Origin of the sequence: Citrobacter sp. H12-3-2, from assembly GCF_009649895.1 — a bacterium.
GTDB lineage: Bacteria > Pseudomonadota > Gammaproteobacteria > Enterobacterales > Enterobacteriaceae > Citrobacter > Citrobacter portucalensis.
The window spans coordinates 4,213,565-4,234,350 of record NZ_CP045837.1; the positions used below are offsets into that span (position 1 = coordinate 4,213,565).

Consider the following 20,786-nt stretch of genomic DNA (forward strand, 5'->3'; position numbering starts at 1 on the left):
GAATTTCGTAGGCCGGATAAGGCACAGCCGCCATCCGGCATCTTTCCTCAATCATTTATCGCATTCTTGCAGAGCGAGAATGCTGTTTTTCCTCTCTCCTATAAACATTCATTAAAATGATCTTTAGTGATAAATGATCACTAGAAATTATAAAAACTCGTTATAAATGATCAACTTACAAATTTCTGGTAAAAAGGAGACTATCTACCCGAAGAAAAAGTAAGCCTCATCACAGAGGCCAGGAAAGTATTTATGACATCAGGAAATTTCACCCAGACGGCCGCTTTTCTTTGGTCGGTCGCCGACCTGCTGCGCGGCGATTTTAAACAATCACAGTATGGCCGCATTATTCTCCCCTTTACCCTGCTGCGCCGACTGGAGTGTGTACTCGAAGACAGCAAAGAGGCCGTACTTGCTCAGGCAGAAAAAATTAAAGCACTCAATTTGCCGGAAGAAGCGCAAGAGAAGATGCTCCTGCGCGCCGCAGATGGCCTGACGTTCTTTAACACCTCACCGATGGATCTCAGCAAGATGGGGCAAAACGGCATCAAAGCCAACCTGGAAAAGTACGTTCAATCCTTTTCAACCGATGCCCGTGAGATTTTCGACCACTTCAAGTTCAACGAGTTTGTGGGTCAACTGGAAGAGGCCAACCTGCTGTATAAAGTGGTACAAAAGTTCTCGAATGCAGATTTAAGCCCGAGCGCCATTTCCAACCATGATATGGGACTGGTGTTTGAAGAGTTAATCCGCCGTTTTGCGGAAGGTTCGAATGAGACAGCCGGTGAGCACTTTACCCCACGTGATATCGTACGCCTGACCACTTCGCTGGTATTCATCGGCGACGACGACGCGCTCACCAAAGACGGTATTATTCGCACCATCTACGACCCAACGGCGGGCACTGGCGGCTTTCTCTCCTCCGGGATGGAATATCTGCACGAGCTGAACCCTAATGCGGTGATGCGCGCTTTTGGCCAGGAGCTAAACCCGGAGTCATACGCCATCTGTAAAGCAGACATGCTGATTAAAGGCCAGGATGTCAGCCGCATCAAACTCGGCAATACGCTTTCAAACGATCAGTTGCCCGCCGAGAAATTCGATTACATGCTCTCCAACCCACCGTTCGGCGTGGACTGGAAAAAGATCGAAGGCGAGATCGGCGACGAGCACGCACAGAAAGGTTTTGACGGACGCTTTGGCCCCGGCCTGCCGCGCGTCTCCGATGGATCGTTGCTGTTCCTGCTGCATTTGATCAGCAAAATGCGCGACGCCCATAGCGGCGGCGGGCGCATCGGCATCATCCTCAACGGCTCCCCACTGTTTACCGGCGGCGCGGGCAGCGGCGAAAGCGAAATCCGCCGTTACATCCTCGAAGCCGATCTGCTGGAAGGCATCATCGCCCTGCCAACGGATATGTTCTACAACACCGGCATCGCCACCTACGTGTGGATCCTCTCCAACAAGAAAGCGCCAGAGCGCAAAGGCAAAGTCCAGCTCATTGATGGCAGCAACCTGTGCGGCAAAATGCGCAAGTCGCTGGGTTCAAAGCGTAACCTGATGGGGGAAGACGATATCCGGCTCATCACCCAAACCTTTGGCGATTTTGAAGCAATAGAGACCACCACGCTGGAAGCACTGGGGCTGGAGAAAGCGCCGGAGCAAAAATCCAGCCGCGGTCGTCAGTCTGCAACCGCGAAAAGCGAAGCGCCGAAAACCTTCGCCAGTAAGATCTTCAACAGCACCGATTTTGGCTATCGCCGCCTGACCATTGAGCGCCCGCTGCGCCTGTCGGCACAAATTACCGATGAGGCCATTGCCGCATTACGCTTTGCGCCGAAGCCGTTTAACGCGCCGATGGAATGCCTGTTTGACGCATTTGCCGCCCACTGGCAGACAGATAGTTACGGTGATTTCTCTGCGTTAGAAGCCGAAGCCCGCGCCATAATCAAAGCCGAGTTTGCCGAGCTGAAAGAGAAACAAATCAAAGATCTGCTCGACGGCAAGCTGTGGCTGGCCCAGCGCGAGTTGATGGAAAAAGCCCGGCATATCCAGGCAGCATTTGGCGACAGACTCGGCGGTATTTCCCATATCAGCGATGACTTCAATCAGTTCCAGATTGACTTAAAAAGCGCGCTTAAAACCGCTGGCGTGAAGCTGGATGCCAAAGAGAACAAGCAGTTTATCGACGCGGTAACCCGCAAAAACCCGGACGCCGCGCCGGTGGTGAAGAAGGTATTAAAAGAAGACGCCCAGCCGCTGTACGGCGCGTTTGCCTATCGCGGGCAGGTGGTGGAGTTTGAGCAGGACGGCGAGCTGCGTGATAACGAGAACGTACCGCTCTACCCCGCCGTTTCCACCAGCGATTTGATCGAGGGCTACGTTAAAGCGGAAGTGTTGCCGCATGTCCCCGACGCGTGGATCAACGCCGATAAGCGCGATGCGATTGACGGCGAGATCGGCATTGTCGGCTATGAGATCCCGTTTAATCGTCATTTTTATGTGTATACGCCGCCGCGATCGCTGGAGGAAATTGATGCTGATTTAGATGCGGTAAGTGCCGAGATTATGCAGCTGCTGCGGGAGGTACACTCCTGATGGCTAAGTATAAGGCGTATTCGGAGTATAGGAATTCTGGGGTGGAGTGGTTAGGGGAAATACCAGCTCATTGGAATATTAAACGTTTGGGTCAGTTCTTTGAAGAACGAAGAGTAAAGGTTAGTGATAAAGATTACCCTGCTTTATCGGTTACTATGCAAGGTATAGTTCCTCAACTAGATACAGCTGCGAAAACTGAAGCTGGAGATAACCGTAAATTAGTTTTAAAAGATGACTTTGTGATAAATAGCCGTTCTGACAGAAAGGGGTCAGCTGGTATATCCCGATTTAACGGCTCGGTATCCTTAATTAGTATTGTCATGCGCCCAAAGAGTATTAACCCAAGATTCGCACATTACCTACTCAGGAGTCGTCAGTTTCAAGAGGAATTTTATCGTTACGGGAAAGGGATCGTTGCAGATTTGTGGAGTACTAACTCTTCAGAAATGAAAAATATACTACTCCCAGAAATTCAATTTCTTGAAAGCGAACAAATTGCGAGTTTTCTCAATCATGAAACTGCAAAAATCGATAACCTTATAGAGAAACAACAACAGCTTATTGAACTATTAAAAGAAAAACGTCAGGCAGTGATTAGCCATGCTGTAACCAAAGGGCTAAATCCTGATGTGCCGATGAAAGATTCAGGTATTGAGTGGTTGGATTCTATCCCCTCGTCATGGGAAGTTAAACCAACGTATGCCATATGTTCAGCTTCTACCGAAAAAAACACTGATGGTTTAGAAAATAATGTACTTTCATTAAGTTATGGCAATATTATAAAAAGAAAAACTGATACAAATTTCGGATTATTACCTGACTCATTTAACACTTATCAGATAGTAAAAGATGGAGATATAATACTAAGGCTAACTGACTTACAAAATGATAAAAATAGTTTACGGGTTGGACTAGTGACCCAGAGTGGAATTATTACACCGGCTTATTTAAAGCTTAGCGTAAAACACGCTATAACACCATCATTTTCATATTACCTACTTCATACCTATGATATTTTTAAAGTGTTTTATGGCATGGGCGGAGGCCTGAGACAATCAATGAAATTTGAAGATTTTCGTAGATTACCACTGCTAATACCATCGAAAATAGAACAAGAGAGTATCGTCACTTTCATTGATAAAAGAATCATCAAAATCGACATCCTAATCGAAAAACAACTCCAGCAAATCGCCCTCCTCAAAGAACGCCGCACCGCCCTTATCTCCGCCGCCGTCACCGGTAAAATCGACGTCCGCAACTGGCGCGCTCCAGACGAGCAAACCGCAGCCGAAGCGGAGGTCGCCGTATGACTCCCGACATCACTCGCGAGATAAACCTGCAAAACGACATCATCAACCAGATGGCCGCTAACGGCTGGGTTGTCGGCAAAAGCGACGGCTACGATCGCGAACGTGCGCTCTACGTTCAGGACACGCTGCAATTCGTGCAAACCACCCAGCCGCAGGAGTGGGAAAAGTTTGCGAAGGTTTACCCCAACGACACCGAACGTCATTTTCTCGATAACCTGGTCACTCAACTGCAAAAAGCCGACATCAACGCCACCGATATGCTCTCGCGCAGCTGGGGTACGCTCGGCGTACTGCGTCATGGTCTGAAGATACGCAACGCGCGCTTTTTTCTCTGCCAGTTTAAACCGGAACATACGCTCAACCCGGACACTCTCGCGCGCTATCGGCAGAATCTCTGCCGGATCGTGCCGGAGCTGGTCTACAGTCCATACGCCAGTGCGACCCAAGAAAACGATCTGAAGGCCAAACGCTGGCGTATCGATCTGGTGCTATTTATCAACGGTCTGCCGGTTGCCACGCTGGAATTGAAATCCGAGTTTAAGCAGGCGGTGCAGAACGCCATCACGCAGTATAAGAAAACCCGGCTGCCGAAAGATCCGCTCACCAATAAGCCAGAGCCGCTGCTGACCTTTAAGCGCGGGGCGCTGGTGCACTTCGCCGTCAGCCAGTTCGACGTCTATATGGCGACCAAACTCGCGGGCGACGACACCTTCTTCCTGCCGTTCAACAAAGGCACCAAAGTAGGCGGCGCGGGCAATGACATCCCGGAAGACGCGGGCCGCTATGCGACCGACTATCTGTGGAACGAAGTGCTGCAGCCGGATAACCTGCTGAAAATCCTTGCCAACTTCGTACATCTGCAAATCGAAGAGAAAGAGGACTGGAACGGGCAGAAGTACAAAAAAGAGAGTCTGATCTTCCCGCGCTATCACCAGTGGGATGTGGTCAACAAACTGCTACAGGCCGCGTCGTTCGAGGGGACCGGCAACAAATATCTGATCCAGCACAGCGCCGGTTCCGGCAAATCGAACTCCATTGCCTGGACTGCGCACCAGCTTTCTCGCCTGTATGATGACAGCGGCGAGAAGCTGTTTCACTCGGTCATTGTGGTTACCGATCGCACGGTGCTCGACGATCAGCTGCAGGACACCATTTACCAGTTTGAACATGCCGACGGCGTGGTCGGGCGCATCAATAATAAAGAGGGTGATGGCTCCAAGTCGGAAAAGCTGGCCAGCGCGCTGGAACACTCGCAGCCGATTATTATCGTCACCATCCAGACCTTCCCGTTCGTGCTGAAAGCGATTGAAAACAGCGTCAGCCTGAAGCAGCGTAAATACGCGGTGATTGCCGATGAAGCCCACTCGTCGCAAAGTGGATCCACGGCACGGCAGCTAAAAGAAGTGCTGATGAGCGAAGAGCGGGATGACGACACGGTGCTGTCGTCAGAAGACAGCCTCAACGCCACCCTTGTCGCGCGTCGCAACAGCGGCAATCTGAACTATTACGCGTTCACCGCTACGCCGAAGGCCAAAACGCTGGAGCTTTTTGGTCGCCTCCCGCACCCAGGCGAACCGGCATCGGCCACCAACAAACCAGCGGCATTCCACGTATACACCATGCGTCAGGCCATCGAGGAAGGCTTTATTCTCGATGTACTGAAAAACTACACCAGCTATAAAGTGGCGTATCAGCTGCTGCAAAAGCTGGAAGATAAAGACCGCGAAGTGGACAGCAACCGGGCCAAGGTCAGGCTAAACCAATGGGTGACGCTGCACGATTACAACGTCTCGCAGAAGGTGAAAGTGATCGTCGAGCACTTTCGCAAGCATGTGATGAATCTGCTCGGCGGGCAGGCGAAAGCAATGGTGGTCACCAGTTCACGCAAAGCAGCGGTACGCTACAAGCTGGCATTTGATAAATACATCGCCGAAAACCGTTATGCAAAAATCAGCGCCATGGTGGCGTTTTCCGGCGAAGTCGAGTTTCAGGAGAGCGACCATAACAGCGAAGCATTACTGAACCAGAAGTTCACAGAAGCAAACATGAATCCGGGGCTGAAAGGCCGGGATATGCGTAAAGCGTTCGACAGCGATGATTACCAGGTAATGCTGGTCGCCAATAAGTTCCAGACCGGTTTTGACCAGCCTAAGCTGTGCGCCATGTATGTCGATAAAGCGCTCGGTGGCGTCGAGTGCGTGCAGACGCTTTCGCGCCTGAATCGTACCTATCCGGGCAAAGCGGAGTCCGGCACTTTTGTGCTCGATTTTTATAACGATCCGCAGGATATTCTGGATGCTTTCCAGCCCTACTATCAGACCGCCGAGCTGACCGACGTCAGCGACCCCCAGCAGGTATTTGATCTGTTTGAGAAACTACGTGCCAGCCAGATTTTCCAGTGGAACGAGGTGGATCAGTTCTGCGACGCGTTTTTTACGAAAAACAAATCCAACGCCGCCATCAGTAATATCTGCCGCCCGGCCGTTGAGCGCTGGCAGAAGCGCTACGCCCTCGCTATCGACGCATATCTGACCGCCAAAGAGATGTTCGAAAGAACCAAAAAAACCGGTGATGTGGTGCTGATCACCAATGCCGAAAACAGCTTTAAAGCCTGTAAGCAGGAAAAAGATCGGCTGGAAATTTTCAAGAAGGATCTCGGCAGTTTTGTGCGTTTTTACGAGTTTATGTCGCAGATCGTCGAATACGATGATAAAGATCTGGAAAAACTCAGCCTATTCGCCCGCCATCTACGACCTTTGTTGCACGAACAGCGGCTGGAGGAAGACGAGATCGATCTCAGTAACGTGGAGATGAGCCACTACCGCTTATCGAAGATCCACGAACAGCATTTGAAGCTACAGGAAGATGCTGCGGAATATACGCTCGATCCCAGCAACGACGTGGGTACGGCAAAACCAAAAGACAAGAAAGAGGAATTTCTGTCGCATATTTTGTCGCGCATGAATGAGCTGTTTATCACCGACCATCTGACGGATAAAGATATGCTCAGCAGCGCAATGACCGTGTTTAATAAAATCACTGAGAATGAAACCGTGATGAAACAAATCAGGAATAACAGTCCCGAACAGGCGATATTAGGCGATTTTTTCAAAGCGGTGGACGACGCGGTGATGGACAGCGACGAAGCGCGACAAGAATTTATGCTGCAGTATTTATCGAACCCGCTGTGCGCTAAGGGCTTTGCCCGCCTGATGTTTGATATGGCGGCGGGTCATTTCGCGTTGCCTGCATAAGGTGTTTATAATGTGCAAGCCGTTCGCGAGTAAGCGATAGCATATGCAGGAAAATAACAGGAAGGATCCATGAGCGATATACAACTGTTCCGCCACTGCGCCGGAAGAGTACAAGAACTACCGGGCAAGGCCGCGGCTGTCGAAAAAGATCTGCAAAGGCTGATTGAATCACATATGGAAACCTTTCTTGGCGTTAGGTTTCTCGACACTGAATACAGTACGGGTAAAACACACCGTGGCCGGATTGATACATTAGGTCTCGATGAAAATAGCTGTCCGGTTATTATCGAATATAAACGACATAGCAATGAAAACGTGATCAATCAGGGCCTATTTTATCTCGACTGGCTACTCGACCACAAAGCGGAATTTCGCTGGCGGGTGATGGAGAAAATGGGTAAAACTACGGCCGAAGCCATCGATTGGTCAGGCACGCGATTAATCTGTATTGCTGCTGATTTCAATAAATACGATGAACATGCTGTTCAGCAAATTAACCGTAATATCAGTCTGATTCGCTACAAGCTATTTTCCAGCGACCTGTTGATGCTGGAACTGGTGAATGCCGTAGTAGAAAATAGCCCTCAGCACGACGTGCAGGACATCCCAGCCAGCAGCAATGGGAAGCGTCATACCCGCACACAGCGCGAACAGCTATCTTCTGCTTCTCCAGCACTACTTTCACTCCACGAGCACCTAAAAAGCTATGTGCTGTCGCTTGGCGATGAAGTCCAATATAAAGAGTTAAAACTCTACGATGCCTTCCGTCGTATCCGTAACTTCCTGTGCGTTGCGGTTTACCCAATAACCGATCCCCACCTTCGCCTATGGCTGAAGATAAGCCCGCAACATGTCCAGTTTGAAGAGGGATTTAGTCGGGATGTGACCAATATTGGTCATTGGGGAACTGGTGATGTGGAACTCATCATTCGTAATGAATACGATCTTGATAAAGCTAAGCTTTTGGTTGAGAAAGCATATCAGGAAAATTAAACGACTTTACCCAATACATCGCCACATTGAACGCCCGTTTTCACCAGATAGGCCAAGCCTCGGACACAGGCAATATTGTTCTGATGCCCGGTGGCGCTACGCTTACCGGGCCTACAAATGGCACTTTCCCGTAGGCCGGATAAGGCGCAGCCGCCATCCGGCACTTGCCCCCACTCACTCGGTAATCACAAACCGCGTCGCGGCAAAGCAGTTCAAAACCCGGTGCACCAGAAATACCATGGTGAGCGTTACCACCAGCGCGACGGTGACGGAGGTGATACGGTACAGATCGCTGAATACCAGGTCCTGATCCGGGTGCAGGTTCTGGCCAAACATAATGCCGATGGTAGTGATACTGGCAAACCCCACGCCTGCCCCGACTTTTTCCATTACGTGCAGGCGGGCGCTGAACGCCAGCCCGAGGCCAATCAGCGGCATCATCAGCACCATATGGTTGCTGAAATCATAGATAAGCAGCTGTACCAGCAGAATATACAGGCAGGCCAGCACCACGCCGACCACGCGCCAAATCGAGCTGATCACCGCGCCGCGGTAGTGCATCGGAAACAGGATCAAAATGCCGGCCATCAGCGCCGACAGCGAATCACTCAAATCGCAGATCTGGAAGACCACAAAAATCATCGTCGCCACCGTGCCGGAAAGCAGCGATTCATGGCGCACCCGGGCGGCATCTTTCTCAATGCGCGGTGGTGGCTGGCGGGGTTCCACGTCCGGGATCAGATAATGCAGCAGCGCGCTCAGCGCCACCGCCATGACGCAGGCTTCCATATTGGAGAACATCAGCGTATGCCAGTTGGTGGTGGGATAGCTCATAAAGTTGAGCATCGTACTCTGGCACACCACGCCCATCGAACCGAGCAGAAACAACGGTCCTTTGCTCATAAAACGAAAACGCATCACATACAGGCCGAACACCACCAGTGTCATAACCAGCGGCCACTGTGAAAGATAGCCTACAATCAGCACCATTTCGACACAGTTCACCGCCGCGCTGAACACGAACTGTGTTGCCACATGGCGGTTGAATACCGGTACCAGCGACAGCAGCATCAGCGGATAAACCACAAAGAACACGCCGTACTGCACGTTGTAGAAGGTCGAGATACTCAGCGCGATTGTCCCGGCAACGGAGATACGCAGGGTCTGGCGAAAATCATTGGCGGTGTAGACAATATTCCCGTGCGGCGTAAAGACGTGGGCCAGCGTGTTAATAGACATAATGCAGCCAGCTAACGAGATGGATCTGCGCCCCGGCAAAGGTGCGGGCGAACATCCCCTCGCTGTTATACAGCTGTACCGTAGCGCGCGCCCCGGTCGGTAACGGCGTGTCGAGCGGTTCGTTCAGCGCGACGTGAATACGCATACGCTGGGCATCGCGCACCCAACGGGTGGACTGTTCCGGTTGCGACAACTGGCCATTAACCTGTTCCTGGCCCGCCAGAATACCGGCATCGCTGCTGGTGACGCGGGCAGAGAAAACCTTGCCCGGCAAGGCATCGAACACCACGGCAGCATCGGTATTCACGCGAGTGTGGCGCAGGCTTTTCTCGCGAAAGTCGGCCACGATATCGGTCTGATGGCTGACCAGCGCCAGTAGCGGCGTGGCGGCAGTGGCGTAAAGTCCTGGGCTAAGCTGGAGGTTACTCACCGTGCCGTCGGTCTGGGCATATACTTTGCTCCAGCCGAGGTTCAGCTGCGCCTCTTCCAGTGTGTTACGGTATTTTTGCAGCGTTACGTTACGTTTGTCATCGCGCTCTCCGCGCTGGATCAGCAGGTTCTGAATACTGGCATTCAGCGCCGCCACCGACTGCTCGCTGGTTTGCCAGGCAGTACGCACCTTGTCGAGATCGGATTGCGACACATTCTGCATGGCGCTCAGGCGCTGATAGCGGTCTAAGGTGGTCTTATCGTTGCGGGCGTTGAATTGCGCGGTGCGCAGGTTGGCGCGGGCAGAGGCGATCTGCGCATCCAGCTGTTGGTTACTCAGCTTCGCCTGCTCAAGGGCAATTTGCGCAGCCTCGACCTTATTGATAAATGGCGTCGGATCCAGTTCGTACAGCAAATCGCCCTTCTTCACCTGGCTATTATTGTGTACATGCACCTGCGAGACGTAGCCGGAAACGCGTGAGGAAACAGGCGTTACCACGCGCATCACCGTGGAGTCCGGCGTCAGCGGGATCCAGATATCGGCAACGATAAACCAGGCGAATATTACCAGGAAAGCGGCAATACTCACCCTTACCCAACGGGCAAATTTTTGTTCTGGGGTCATCATAGTTTTTTAGATCTTGTTATCTTCTTCGCGGATTGTCCGCAGATTGCAGGCGATTTGATTGAGCGTGGCGCTGAAGGAAGCGAGTTCCGCCTCAGGGATGGTGCAGGTGACGCGATGTTGGTATGTCTCTATCACCCGGTTGAGTTCGTCCAGCCTTGCGCGGCCTTGCGCGGTCAGCGCCAGCAGGCGGATGCGTTTGTCATAAGGCGATGTGGAACGCAGCAGATAGCCCTGCTTTTCCAGCTGCGAGAGGGTGCGCATCAGCGGCGGCAGTTCGATGCCCTGCATTTGTGCCAGTTCACTGACTGAGACGTTGTCTCCCAGTTGATACAGTTGCATCAGTACCGTCCAGCTGGACTGCGTCAGGCCAGTATCGGTGATGGCAGCATCAATAATGGCCCGCCACTGGCGCACCACCATTGCCATGCGCATCCCCATCGGGCGGCGGGCAAACAGTTCATCTTCAGTCATCTTACTTTCCTCTCATCGCTGAAGAGAAAATAATACTTATCAGGATAAGTATCAAGAAACAGACTAACCAGAAGCATGAATTGATAAATATCGTGAATGTAAAAGAGGCGGGGCGATAACCCCCAGCCTCTGTCGATGAAAGAAAATCACTCCACCTGATCGCGTCGCAGCCCGACGTCCCGCAGCCGCTCATCGCTCATCTGTTGCAATAGGCGCCGTGTTTGCGCTCGCAGCCGCCACGCCTTGTATGCCCGCCAGATCAGTACAAACCCAATAAACGGCTGTTTTGCTTTATTCTCGTGAAATTCCATACCTTGCCTCCCCACCTTGCCAGAGGCTTTATCTTCACGGATCTGGCCTAAAACAATACAGACTCACAAAGTACTTTTATTTAACATACAGATTGGTTAAAAAGAGTTCTGCATCGCTTTTTTCACGCCAATCTGTACTGATTTTTTAATCTGTATGGTACCCATGAGGGATACAGCATGACGCGTTACCAACATCTGGCCAATCTGCTGGCCGAACGCATTGAGCAGGGGCTGTATCGCCATGGCGAAAAACTGCCCTCGGTACGCAGCCTGAGCCAGGAGCATGGGGTCAGCATCAGCACCGTCCAGCAGGCGTATCAGACGCTGGAACAGCGCCAGCTGATCACGCCCCAACCACGTTCTGGTTATTTTGTCGCGCCACAAAAAGCGCAGCCACCCGTGCCACCGATGTCGCGTCCGGTACAGCGTCCGGTCGAAATAACCCAGTGGAATCAGGTGCTGGATATGCTGGCAGGTCATGCGGACAAATCGATAATCCCGTTTAGCAGCGGCGTGCCCGATATTAATCAACCCAGCCTGAAGCCGCTGTGGCGCGAGCTAAGCCGCGTGGCACAGCATAATCTCAAGGCGGTGCTGGGTTACGATGAATTACCTGGCTGCCTGGAATTGCGTCAACAGATTGCACGGCTGATGCTGGACGGCGGTTCGGTGGTTAATGCAGATGATATTGTGATCACCAGCGGCAGTCAGAGCGGAATGTCGCTGGCGCTGCTGACGGTCTGTCAGCCCGGAGATATTGTCGCCGTTGAATCACCGGCCTACTACGGCACGATGCAGCTACTGCGCGGCCTAGGGATCAAGGTGATTGAGATCCCAACCGATCCGGATACCGGGATCAGCATTGAAGCGCTGGAGCTGGCGCTGGATCAGTGGCCGATCAAAGGTGTGCTGCTGGTTCCCAACTGCAACAACCCGCTCGGATTCATTATGCCGGATGCGCGTAAACGGGCGGTGCTCGCCCTCGCCCAGCGTCACGACATCGTCATTTTTGAAGACGATGTGTATGGCGAGCTGGCCACAGAGTACCCGCGCCCGCGCACGATCCACTCCTGGGACAGCGACGGCCGCGTAATACTCTGCAGTTCGTTTACCAAATCCGTCGCCCCCGGTCTGCGCGTGGGTTGGGTGGTGCCCGGTCGTTATTACAACAAACTGCTGCACATGAAGTACGCCGTCATCGGCACTAACGTTCCCGCTACGCAACTGGCGGCGGCGACCTTTGTGCGCGAAGGTCATTATCATCGGCATATCCGGCGTATGCGCCAGATTTATCAGCGCAATATGGAGATCTACACCTGCTGGGTACGGGAATACTTCCCCTGCGGGATCTGCGTCACCCGACCGAAAGGCGGCTTTATGCTGTGGGTCGAGCTGCCGCTCCAGGTCGATATGGTCTGTGTCGCTAAGCAGCTCTGTCGCCTCAAAATCCAGGTTGCACCGGGTTCTCTGTTCTCCGCATCGGGGAAGTATCGCAACTGTGTGCGCATCAACTGCGCATTGCCGCCAAACGACAAGCATCGGGAAGTAATGCAGAAGCTCGGAGAGGCGGTAAAAACGGCAATAGAGTAGATCGAGCTGCCCGGCGCTTCCGGGCAGGCAATTAGGCAGTTTAAGCTATATCTAATGGCTTAAACCCTGAATATCTTCAGCGGAAAGTCGGGTGATTTTTTGTACCGTGCTGATATCGATGCCATCTGCCAGCATGGTGCGGGCAATACGCAGTGCCTCATCACGTCGCCCCTCTCGAAGCCCTTCCAGCCTGCCTTTTTGTAGTCCTGCCTCATGTAATCTGTCCGCGATCGTCATCAATTGCTCCTTGTGCTGCGGTGAACGTTCGGCAACCCCGCGAATAAACTCACTGAATCGAGGTGCATCGCCAGTTCGTAAAATATAATTAAACAGCGTCTTTATCTGGCTGTCATTAGTCAGTCCGGTAAGTAGCAGGGAAACAATTTGCTCGACCAATCCCATAAGATCGCGTTGACGGATATGTTTTTGGATTAACTCCAGCAGCGCCATACGTCGATGCTGCACAATTTCGTCATCCGGAATAACCGTAATATCCACCAATGGAAACGCCGCAGCATACAGCTGACGAGCCAGCTTCGGGTTGGCAAACTCATCCAGCCAGCACAGCGAATAAGGGTACGGGCTTTTAGCGCCGTGATAAAACAGCATCGGCACTACCAGCGGCAACTGCTGATGCCCGGCATCTAAATGTTTCTGCATGGCCGCTACCGCATAGCGCATCAGTCTGAATGCCATATGCGCATCCGGTGTGCTTTGGTGTTCAATCACTACATAAATATATCCATCCCCATCCGTCGTTTTCACCGACCACAGCACATCGGAATAGTACGCACGTAAATTCTCTTCGATAAAACTGTCTGACTCGAGTTTAAGCGTCTGAAGATCGCAAAGCTCGCGCAGCGAAGCGGGAAGATGTATTTGCAGAAAATCCCGTGCAGTCTCAGGGTGACGTAAAAATGTTTTAAAAACCGCATCATGCGGTGTTGAAGTGGAAGCTTTGTTCATGGCGATCCTTCACCTGAAAATAAGATGCCATGACTGTAGCGCCGGAAAACCACATCCTCACCTGCAACTTTCTCTCTTTGCGAGGCGATTTCCGGGATAACAACGCCCTTATGTAACGTCTGCATTTGTCTGGAACACGTCACGCAGAATCGCCATCTCAATGCGCATTCCCACTTTATCACCGCCCGGCCTGTGCTATAACAAATCATCACTTTCATGGAGGACACGATGTGACGCATACCCGAGATATTCCACAATCGTTCTGGCGTGATGAGCAGTTGCCGTGGCTGGAACTGCGCAGCACCTGGCAGAGCCAGCAGGCCTATAAGCGGCATCACCACTCTCAGCTCTCGATTGGGGCAATTCTCAAGGGGGAAACGTGCTGTCTGTGCGATGGCGAGGAATACCATCTGCAGGTGGGCGATCTGATTGTGATACCGCCGCTGGCACCTCACAGCTGTAATCCTGTTAACGGACAGTTTCGCAGCTATCATATGCTTTATCTTGATACCCAGTGGTGTCTTGCTAATCTGCCTGCACAGAACACCAATAAGCGGCTTTGCACGCCTGCCCCCGTTATCCGCGATGCGCAATTATTCCAGCGTTATATGCACCTTGTGGCGCTCATGCCGCAACGCCAAACCGCGCAAATAACGGATGCCGCACAAGCATTGCTGCACACGCTGCCGTTGCAGTCGGTCACACCAGAAAACCTAAGCGCCACCAGCCAGTATCTGCGCGAACGGTTGCAGTCCAGCCTGCTCGCGCCGCCCTCACTCGATGAGCTGGCACATGAGTGTCATATGCGTAAAGAGACGCTGATCCGTACCTTTAAGCAGGACACCGGGCTGACGCCAGGAAGTTATCTGAACATCATACGGATTGACTATGCTCGCCAGCGGCTGCGGGCCGGAGACGAAATTGCCGATGTCGGCTACCAGAGCGGGTTTGCCGACCAGAGCCATTTCCATCGCACCTTTGTTCGCTACACCGCCGCCACACCGCGCCAGTACGCGTTGGGACGATCAATATCAGACAATAATTAGCGCTGCGTCAGGCGTACGGTGATCTCAGATTCATTCTCTGAGGTCGCTATGTCGCTGCTTTCTGTACTTTTTCCTTCTGCTTTTCCCGCGCTGGCGCTGGCGCATTTCGTCGCATTGCTTAGCCCCGGGCCGGACTTCTTTTTACTGGTCGGTTACGCCGCACGATACCGGATGCGCGGCAGCGCCGGGTTGTGCGTGGGGATCGCTTTCGGCAACGGGCTGTATGTCCTGCTGGCAATTATCGGTTGGGGGATCCTGCGCCAGCTTCCCCTGTTGTTTACGGTTATTGAGCTGCTGGGCGTGCTCTATTTATTGTGGATTGGCAGCCTGCTGGTACGCAGCCGCCCGCAAACGCTGACCGGAACAGACGCCCAGTCTACCTGTCCAGGATTTGGCAAACAGATACTACTGGGATTGGGTTCGTCACTGCTCAACCCAAAAAATGCGCTGTTCTATCTGGCGCTAATGACCGCCCTGCTCGGCCCGTCGGTGACGCTGCTGCAACAAACCATGAGCGGGATCTGGATGACCAGCATAGTGCTGTGCTGGGATCTGCTGATCGTGATGTTCATCGGTTTACCGCAGATCCAGCGACGGTTATCCAGAGGGATATTATGGGTAGAACGTATCGCTGGCGGTGTATTGATTATCTTCGGTTGTGCCATCGCTCTGCGGTTTTTGCAGAGCATCGTAGTCTGATTTGCAGGGCGATTTTCTGCACATAAACCGGATAAACTCGTTTAATTAATATCCAATCCGCATTAAACTGCGGATGGTTAATACCCGTTCAACTTACTCTTCCTGAGGTGCGATGTGCTGATTGTTACCTGTAATCGTTACGTTTTCTGACCCCGCGTCAGTGAGCGTATCTTCTGTTTGCGCTTCGCGCAGACAGCGTTTTTGATTACATGAAATTCAGTACATTTGCAGTCTGCTTTTTTTCTGTCATCGGTCTGACGTCTCAAAGACGGTATTGAATTTCGCTATTCCCGTTGAGGGTTTTCTCCCGACAAGGAGCTGTTTTATGCAACGGATTCTCGCGTTTTTCTCCCAACGCGCCACAACGCTATTTTTTCCTGTCGCATTGATTTTATATGACTTCGCCGCCTATCTGTCGACGGACCTAATCCAGCCAGGCATCATCAATGTGGTGCGTGATTTCAACGCCGATGTTAGCCTGGCACCCGCTGCGGTGAGCCTCTATCTGGCGGGCGGCATGGCGCTGCAATGGCTGCTGGGGCCGCTTTCCGACCGAATTGGCCGTCGACCCGTGCTGATAGCGGGGGCGTTAATCTTTACCCTCGCCTGTGCTGCCACGCTGTTCACTACCTCAATGACGCAGTTTCTGGTAGCCCGATTTGTGCAGGGTACCAGCATCTGCTTTATCGCGACCGTTGGCTATGTCACGGTGCAGGAGGCGTTTGGGCAAACGAAGGCCATTAAGTTAATGGCGATCATCACTTCCATTGTGTTGGTTGCACCGGTTATCGGCCCGCTCTCCGGGGCCGCGCTGATGCACTTTGTACACTGGAAGATCCTGTTTGCCATCATTGCCGTCATGGGGTTTATCGCCCTGATTGGGTTAATGTTAGCCATGCCGGAAACCGTCCAGCGCGGCGCGGTGCCGTTCAGTGCCCGCGGCGTAGTGCGTGATTTCCGCGACGTTTTCCGTAACCGGGTGTTCCTGTTTGGCGCAGCCACGCTGTCGTTAAGCTATATCCCGATGATGAGCTGGGTGGCGGTCTCACCGGTTATTCTGATCGATGCTGGCGGCATGACCACATCGGAGTTTGCCTGGGCACAGGCCCCGGTGTTCGGCGCAGTGATCGTCGCCAATATGGTGGTGGTTCGTTTCGTGAAAGATCCGACCCGACCGCGCTTCATCTGGCGGGCCGCACCTATACAGCTGAGCGGGCTGGCGGTGCTGATTGTCGGCAATTTACTGTGGCCGCACGTCTGGCTGTGGTCGGTGCTGGGGACCAGCCTGTATGCGTTTGGTATTGGGATGATCTTCCCGACGCTGTTCCGCTTTACGCTGTTTTCCAACAATTTACCTAAAGGAACGGTCTCGGCGTCGCTGAATATGGTGATCCTGACGGTGATGGCGGTTTCTGTCGAAATTGGACGCTGGCTATGGTTTAACGGCGGCAGGATTTCGTTTCATCTGCTGGCGGTTGCGGCAGGGATAGCTGTCGTGTTCACGCTGGCAGGCTTACTCAAACGGGTACGCCAGCATGAGGCAACGACGTTAGCCACTGAAAACTAACCTGCCCGCTTATCCGGCCTACGACAACTATGTAGGCCGGATAAGGCGCTAGCGCCGCTTCCGGCTACGGTCACCTCACCTTACGCAATGCGTGCAAATCCCGCGTCCAGATCGGCAATCAGGTCGTCGATATCCTCAAGGCCGATATGCACCCTGACCAGCGTGCCGCTGAAATCTACCTCTCCAGCCGGACGAATGCTGTTCAGCTCTTCCGGCTGGTTCGCCAGAATGAGCGACTCAAATCCGCCCCACGAATAGGCCATATGGAACAGCGAGAAGTTATCGAGGAAATTCGCCATCTGTTCGTCGGTCAGTCTCTTTTTCAGCACAAACGAGAACAGGCCTGAGCTTCCGATAAAATCACGCTGAAAATACTCATGGCCCGGACATTCCGGTAATGCCGGATGATTCACCCGTGCCACTTCCGGCCTTGCCGACAGCCAGCGGGCAATATGGATGCTGCTCTCCTGATGCTGCTTAAGGCGTACCGCCAGGGTGCGCAATCCGCGGCTGCCGTTGTAGGCCGTATCGGCATCCAGCGTTTGCCCCATCAGATAGGAGTTTTCGCGTAAACGATCCCAACAACGGGCGTTCGACACCGCCGTGCCCAGCATGGCGTCCGAATGGCCGATGGTGTACTTCGTTCCCGCCTGAATGGAAATATCCACGCCATAATCCAGCGCTTTGAACAGCACGCCCGCCGCCCAGGTGTTGTCGATCATAATGACAATCTCCGGATTCACCGCGCGGATAGCCTTCACCATCCCCGGCACGTCCTGGACTTCCATGGTGATAGAACTTGGTGACTCAAGGAATACAACCTTTGTTTCCGGACGCAGAAGATCGACGATACCTGCACCAATCAGCGGATCGTAATACGTTGTTTCCACGTTGAATTTACTCAGGATCTTATTGCAAAAATCCTGGGTTGGTTCATAGGCCGCACCCGTCATCAGAATATGATCGCCACCCTGAACAAACGCCAGAATCGCATTGGTCACCGCCGCAGCACCACATGGGTACAGCGCGCAGCCAACGCCGCCCTCCAGTTCGCTCATTGCCTTCTGGAAGGCAAAGTGGGTATAGGTTCCGCGACGACCATAAAACAGCTCGCCGTTCGCGCGATTGGCGGTGGCAAATTTCTTGTCCTTCACGGTATCAAATACCAGTGAAGAGGCGCGTTGGATAACCGGATTCACCGCTCCCTGGGTATAGCGTTTGTCGCGACCAGCAACAACCAGGTGCGTTTCAAGCTTCATTGCGTCTTTCATAACATCTCCTGTTCTTAATCCGTGTGAAACCTATACCACCGCAGCAGTAGAGTTTATTTCAGTGTTGGTCTGCTTTTTTCCAGCGAACCGTTCAACAATCTGCGCCGCATTCAAATCATGGATAACGTTAATCAGTGTGGCCGGCGCATCGGTAATGGTGCCCAGCACCACCAGCATAGGGATTGCTTCCATCGGCAGGCCCAGCGTGGTGACGATAAAGATTTCACCGAGGAACGCCCCGCCCGGCACGCCACCAACGATAATGGCGGAGAGCACCGCAATCAGCATCGTCAGGAAGAAGGTTTCGGTGGTGAATTCCATGCCCAATACGGAATAGATAAAGACAATTTTTAGCGCGGCAATCATCGCCACGCCGCCCTTGTTGAGGTTAACCAGCAGCGGAATGGAGACATCAACGATTTCCGGGTTGATCCCCATCGCCTTACCGGCACGCAGCGTCACCGGGAGCGTCCCCAGTGAAGAGCAGGTACCCAGCGCGGTCACAGACGGTTCAATCGCGTTACGCCAGAAGGCTTTGACCGCCGGAATACCGCCGCCAATATACGAATAGAGAATCGAGCCAAAGACAAAGTAGACCAGCGTGGCAACCATAAACAGGCCGATGGCGCGGGCAAAGGTTAACAGTAGTGCAGAGTCCTGACTGGCCATGGTGGCGGCGAAGTAGCAGCCCAGACCAATCGGCGCGACCTTCATAATGATCGAAACGATCTTCATGATCACGGTATTGGCGTCTTCCAGCAGCGACGCAATACGTTTACCGGCCTGATCCGACTGGCCAATTGCGACACCGGCGATGATCGCCATTACGATCAGCGCCAGAATATTGGACTTAGAAAACAGTCCGATAAAGTCGCTGGTGGTGATCATACTGACAAAATCCATCTTACCGCTGCCCGCCTGCACCGACTGCGAGAGATCGATAGTGACGCCCTGCGCCGGGTTATACCAGAGCGCCAGCGCGACGATCCCGGCGGCTGGAATAAAGGCCATGGCGATCGAAACAATAAAGATAATCGCCATAATGCGTCCCAGCCTTTTCAGGTCGGTCATACTGGCGATCGAAGACATAACGCTGATACCCACCAGCGGCACAATAATCATAAATAGCAGGTTTAAGAATATCTGACCTATTGGCTGGAGTTTACTTGCAAACGATGGGGCATAAATACCTAATAAGCCACCAATCACCAGAGCAACTAATAAAATAATCGACGATTTGTAGGGTTCGAGTCGTGACCACATAATCGGTACCTTTAGAATAATAATTAATGAGATTAAATTCACAATGTGATGAGTTTCCGTTTCGCCTCCTTTTATTTTGTGACGTAACTCACCTAAGTTGTTATTTTTTCATTTTGCCAGCAAGTTGTTTCCTGTGATTCAATAGTTGCATGTTTAAAACGCGAATGTAACGGCCTATTCGTACCGTTTTTGCAAATCACTTGTGAATTAAAGGAAACTATGAGTACGCCGATTTCACTCAAGCATCTGGAGTTTTTTACTAAAATCGTCGACTGCGGAGGATTGTCAGAAGCCGCGGCGCAGCTCAACGTATCGCCGTCTGCGGTCAGCAAAAGTCTGGCTGCGATGGAAGACACGCTGGGCACGACATTAATTAAACGCACCACCCGCAGTATTACCCTGACCGACGCCGGGCAATATCTCTTCAACCGCGCTAATAAGCTTTTGAAAGAATTCGATGAAACGCTGAATACCACTTCCGGTTATTACCACAGCCCGCAGGGTGAATTACGCATAACCTGCTCAATTGCGTTTGGTTATTCCCGGCTGGTGAACCTGGTGGATAAATATCGCTCCCAGTTCCCGGATGTAAATCTGTATATCGATCTCAACGATAACTTTGTGAATCTGAACGAAACAGATTTCGACATCGCCCTGCGCATCTCCACCGCACCGCCGCAAAACTATGCGATGCGCAAGCTGGTGCCTGTTCGCTGGGCGTACTGTGCCTCACCCGGCTACCTCGCCAAAAAAGGCATGCCCCAGCGTCGAAGCGATCTGGTGGATCATGATTGTCTGGTTTATCCCGGCCTCACACCGGTGCTCAAGGTGGCGGATGAACAGGATCGTCTGCATCAGTTGAAACTGCATATGCCGATCCAGGCCAACAGCAGTCTGGTATTGCTGAAGTCAGTGTTAGAAGATCAGGGAGTGGCGTATTTGCCCACCTATCTGATTGGCGATCATATTCAAAAAGAAGAGATAACGCCGCTGATGCTTGACGGCACTATCACCTGTGAAACTCACGCCCTGTATGCGCTGTACTTTCCCAGCAAGTACAGCAATCCTAAGGTGCGATCGTTTATCGATTTTCTGGTGGCGGAACTCGGCCCCTTGCCCGCCTGGGACAACTGGATCCCGGAGTAAGCCCA

Annotated in this window: 16 protein-coding genes; 9 read left to right on the forward strand and 7 right to left on the reverse strand. The window is 52.4% G+C overall.

What is annotated here, in order from left to right; all coding sequences use genetic code 11:
* Nucleotides 1-252 precede the first annotated feature (252 nt).
* From GHC22_RS20065 to GHC22_RS20080, 4 genes are all read left to right on the forward strand, one after another.
* Complete coding sequence (locus GHC22_RS20065) at nt 253-2,598, forward strand: class I SAM-dependent DNA methyltransferase (RefSeq protein ID WP_153753782.1); 2,346 nt, start codon at nt 253-255, stop codon at nt 2,596-2,598.
* Nucleotides 2,598-3,908, forward strand: a complete 1,311-nt coding sequence (locus GHC22_RS20070; protein ID WP_153753783.1) for a restriction endonuclease subunit S — start codon at nt 2,598-2,600, stop codon at nt 3,906-3,908. The genes GHC22_RS20065 and GHC22_RS20070 overlap by 1 nt, the downstream gene beginning before the upstream one ends.
* Nucleotides 3,905-7,162 carry a type I restriction endonuclease subunit R gene (locus tag GHC22_RS20075; protein ID WP_153753784.1) on the forward strand — a complete coding sequence of 1,086 codons (3,258 nt, stop codon included), beginning with the start codon at nt 3,905-3,907 and terminating at the stop codon, nt 7,160-7,162. Before GHC22_RS20070 ends, GHC22_RS20075 begins: the two co-directional genes overlap by 4 nt.
* A 69-nt stretch (nt 7,163-7,231) precedes the next feature.
* Nucleotides 7,232-8,155 (forward strand): DUF5655 domain-containing protein, encoded by a 924-nt coding sequence (locus tag GHC22_RS20080; protein ID WP_153753785.1) that lies wholly within the window; start codon nt 7,232-7,234, stop codon nt 8,153-8,155.
* Between the two features lie 174 nt (nt 8,156-8,329).
* Here the strand turns inward: GHC22_RS20080 and GHC22_RS20085 are convergent, their stop codons facing one another.
* From GHC22_RS20085 to GHC22_RS20100, 4 genes are all read right to left on the reverse strand, one after another.
* Nucleotides 8,330-9,394 carry a DUF2955 domain-containing protein gene (locus GHC22_RS20085; protein WP_153753786.1) on the reverse strand — a complete coding sequence of 355 codons (1,065 nt, stop codon included), beginning with the start codon at nt 9,392-9,394 and terminating at the stop codon, nt 8,330-8,332.
* Nucleotides 9,384-10,451, reverse strand: a complete 1,068-nt coding sequence (locus tag GHC22_RS20090; RefSeq protein ID WP_060682793.1) for an HlyD family secretion protein — start codon at nt 10,449-10,451, stop codon at nt 9,384-9,386. Before GHC22_RS20090 ends, GHC22_RS20085 begins: the two co-directional genes overlap by 11 nt.
* A gap of 6 nt (nt 10,452-10,457) precedes the next feature.
* Nucleotides 10,458-10,922: a MarR family winged helix-turn-helix transcriptional regulator gene (locus GHC22_RS20095; RefSeq protein WP_008786106.1), complete on the reverse strand. Its 465-nt coding sequence runs from the start codon at nt 10,920-10,922 to the stop codon at nt 10,458-10,460.
* A 146-nt stretch (nt 10,923-11,068) separates the two neighbouring features.
* Nucleotides 11,069-11,233: a DUF1127 domain-containing protein gene (locus tag GHC22_RS20100; RefSeq protein ID WP_003019180.1), complete on the reverse strand. Its 165-nt coding sequence runs from the start codon at nt 11,231-11,233 to the stop codon at nt 11,069-11,071.
* A 177-nt stretch (nt 11,234-11,410) separates the two neighbouring features.
* Between GHC22_RS20100 and GHC22_RS20105 the strand changes: the two genes are divergently transcribed.
* A complete protein-coding gene (locus tag GHC22_RS20105) occupies nt 11,411-12,823 on the forward strand; it encodes a PLP-dependent aminotransferase family protein (protein ID WP_057067041.1) in 1,413 nt (470 codons plus the stop codon).
* A gap of 51 nt (nt 12,824-12,874) precedes the next feature.
* On the opposite strand, the gene GHC22_RS20110 is transcribed toward GHC22_RS20105, so the two are convergent.
* Nucleotides 12,875-13,789: an Rpn family recombination-promoting nuclease/putative transposase gene (locus tag GHC22_RS20110; protein ID WP_153753787.1), complete on the reverse strand. Its 915-nt coding sequence runs from the start codon at nt 13,787-13,789 to the stop codon at nt 12,875-12,877.
* Nucleotides 13,790-14,019: 230 nt separating this feature from the next.
* Here GHC22_RS20110 and GHC22_RS20115 point away from each other — a divergent pair, with 230 nt between their 5' ends.
* From GHC22_RS20115 to mdtM, 3 genes are all read left to right on the forward strand, one after another.
* Complete coding sequence (locus GHC22_RS20115; RefSeq protein WP_153753788.1) at nt 14,020-14,835, forward strand: AraC family transcriptional regulator; 816 nt, start codon at nt 14,020-14,022, stop codon at nt 14,833-14,835.
* A gap of 48 nt (nt 14,836-14,883) precedes the next feature.
* On the forward strand, nt 14,884-15,534 hold the full coding sequence (locus tag GHC22_RS20120; protein WP_153753789.1) for a LysE family translocator: 651 nt from the start codon (nt 14,884-14,886) through the stop codon (nt 15,532-15,534).
* Between the two features lie 325 nt (nt 15,535-15,859).
* Nucleotides 15,860-17,101 (forward strand): multidrug efflux MFS transporter MdtM, encoded by a 1,242-nt coding sequence (gene mdtM, locus GHC22_RS20125; protein ID WP_060682797.1) that lies wholly within the window; start codon nt 15,860-15,862, stop codon nt 17,099-17,101.
* 80 nt (nt 17,102-17,181) lie between these two features.
* Here mdtM and metC read toward each other — a convergent pair whose 3' ends face one another.
* Together metC and GHC22_RS20135 are read right to left on the reverse strand one after the other, a co-directional pair.
* Complete coding sequence (metC, locus tag GHC22_RS20130) at nt 17,182-18,372, reverse strand: cystathionine beta-lyase (protein ID WP_032942294.1); 1,191 nt, start codon at nt 18,370-18,372, stop codon at nt 17,182-17,184.
* Between the two features lie 30 nt (nt 18,373-18,402).
* Nucleotides 18,403-19,635, reverse strand: a complete 1,233-nt coding sequence (locus GHC22_RS20135) for a dicarboxylate/amino acid:cation symporter (protein ID WP_153753790.1) — start codon at nt 19,633-19,635, stop codon at nt 18,403-18,405.
* A gap of 219 nt (nt 19,636-19,854) precedes the next feature.
* Here GHC22_RS20135 and GHC22_RS20140 point away from each other — a divergent pair, with 219 nt between their 5' ends.
* A complete protein-coding gene (locus GHC22_RS20140; protein ID WP_003845596.1) occupies nt 19,855-20,781 on the forward strand; it encodes a LysR family transcriptional regulator in 927 nt (308 codons plus the stop codon).
* Nucleotides 20,782-20,786 lie beyond the last annotated feature (5 nt).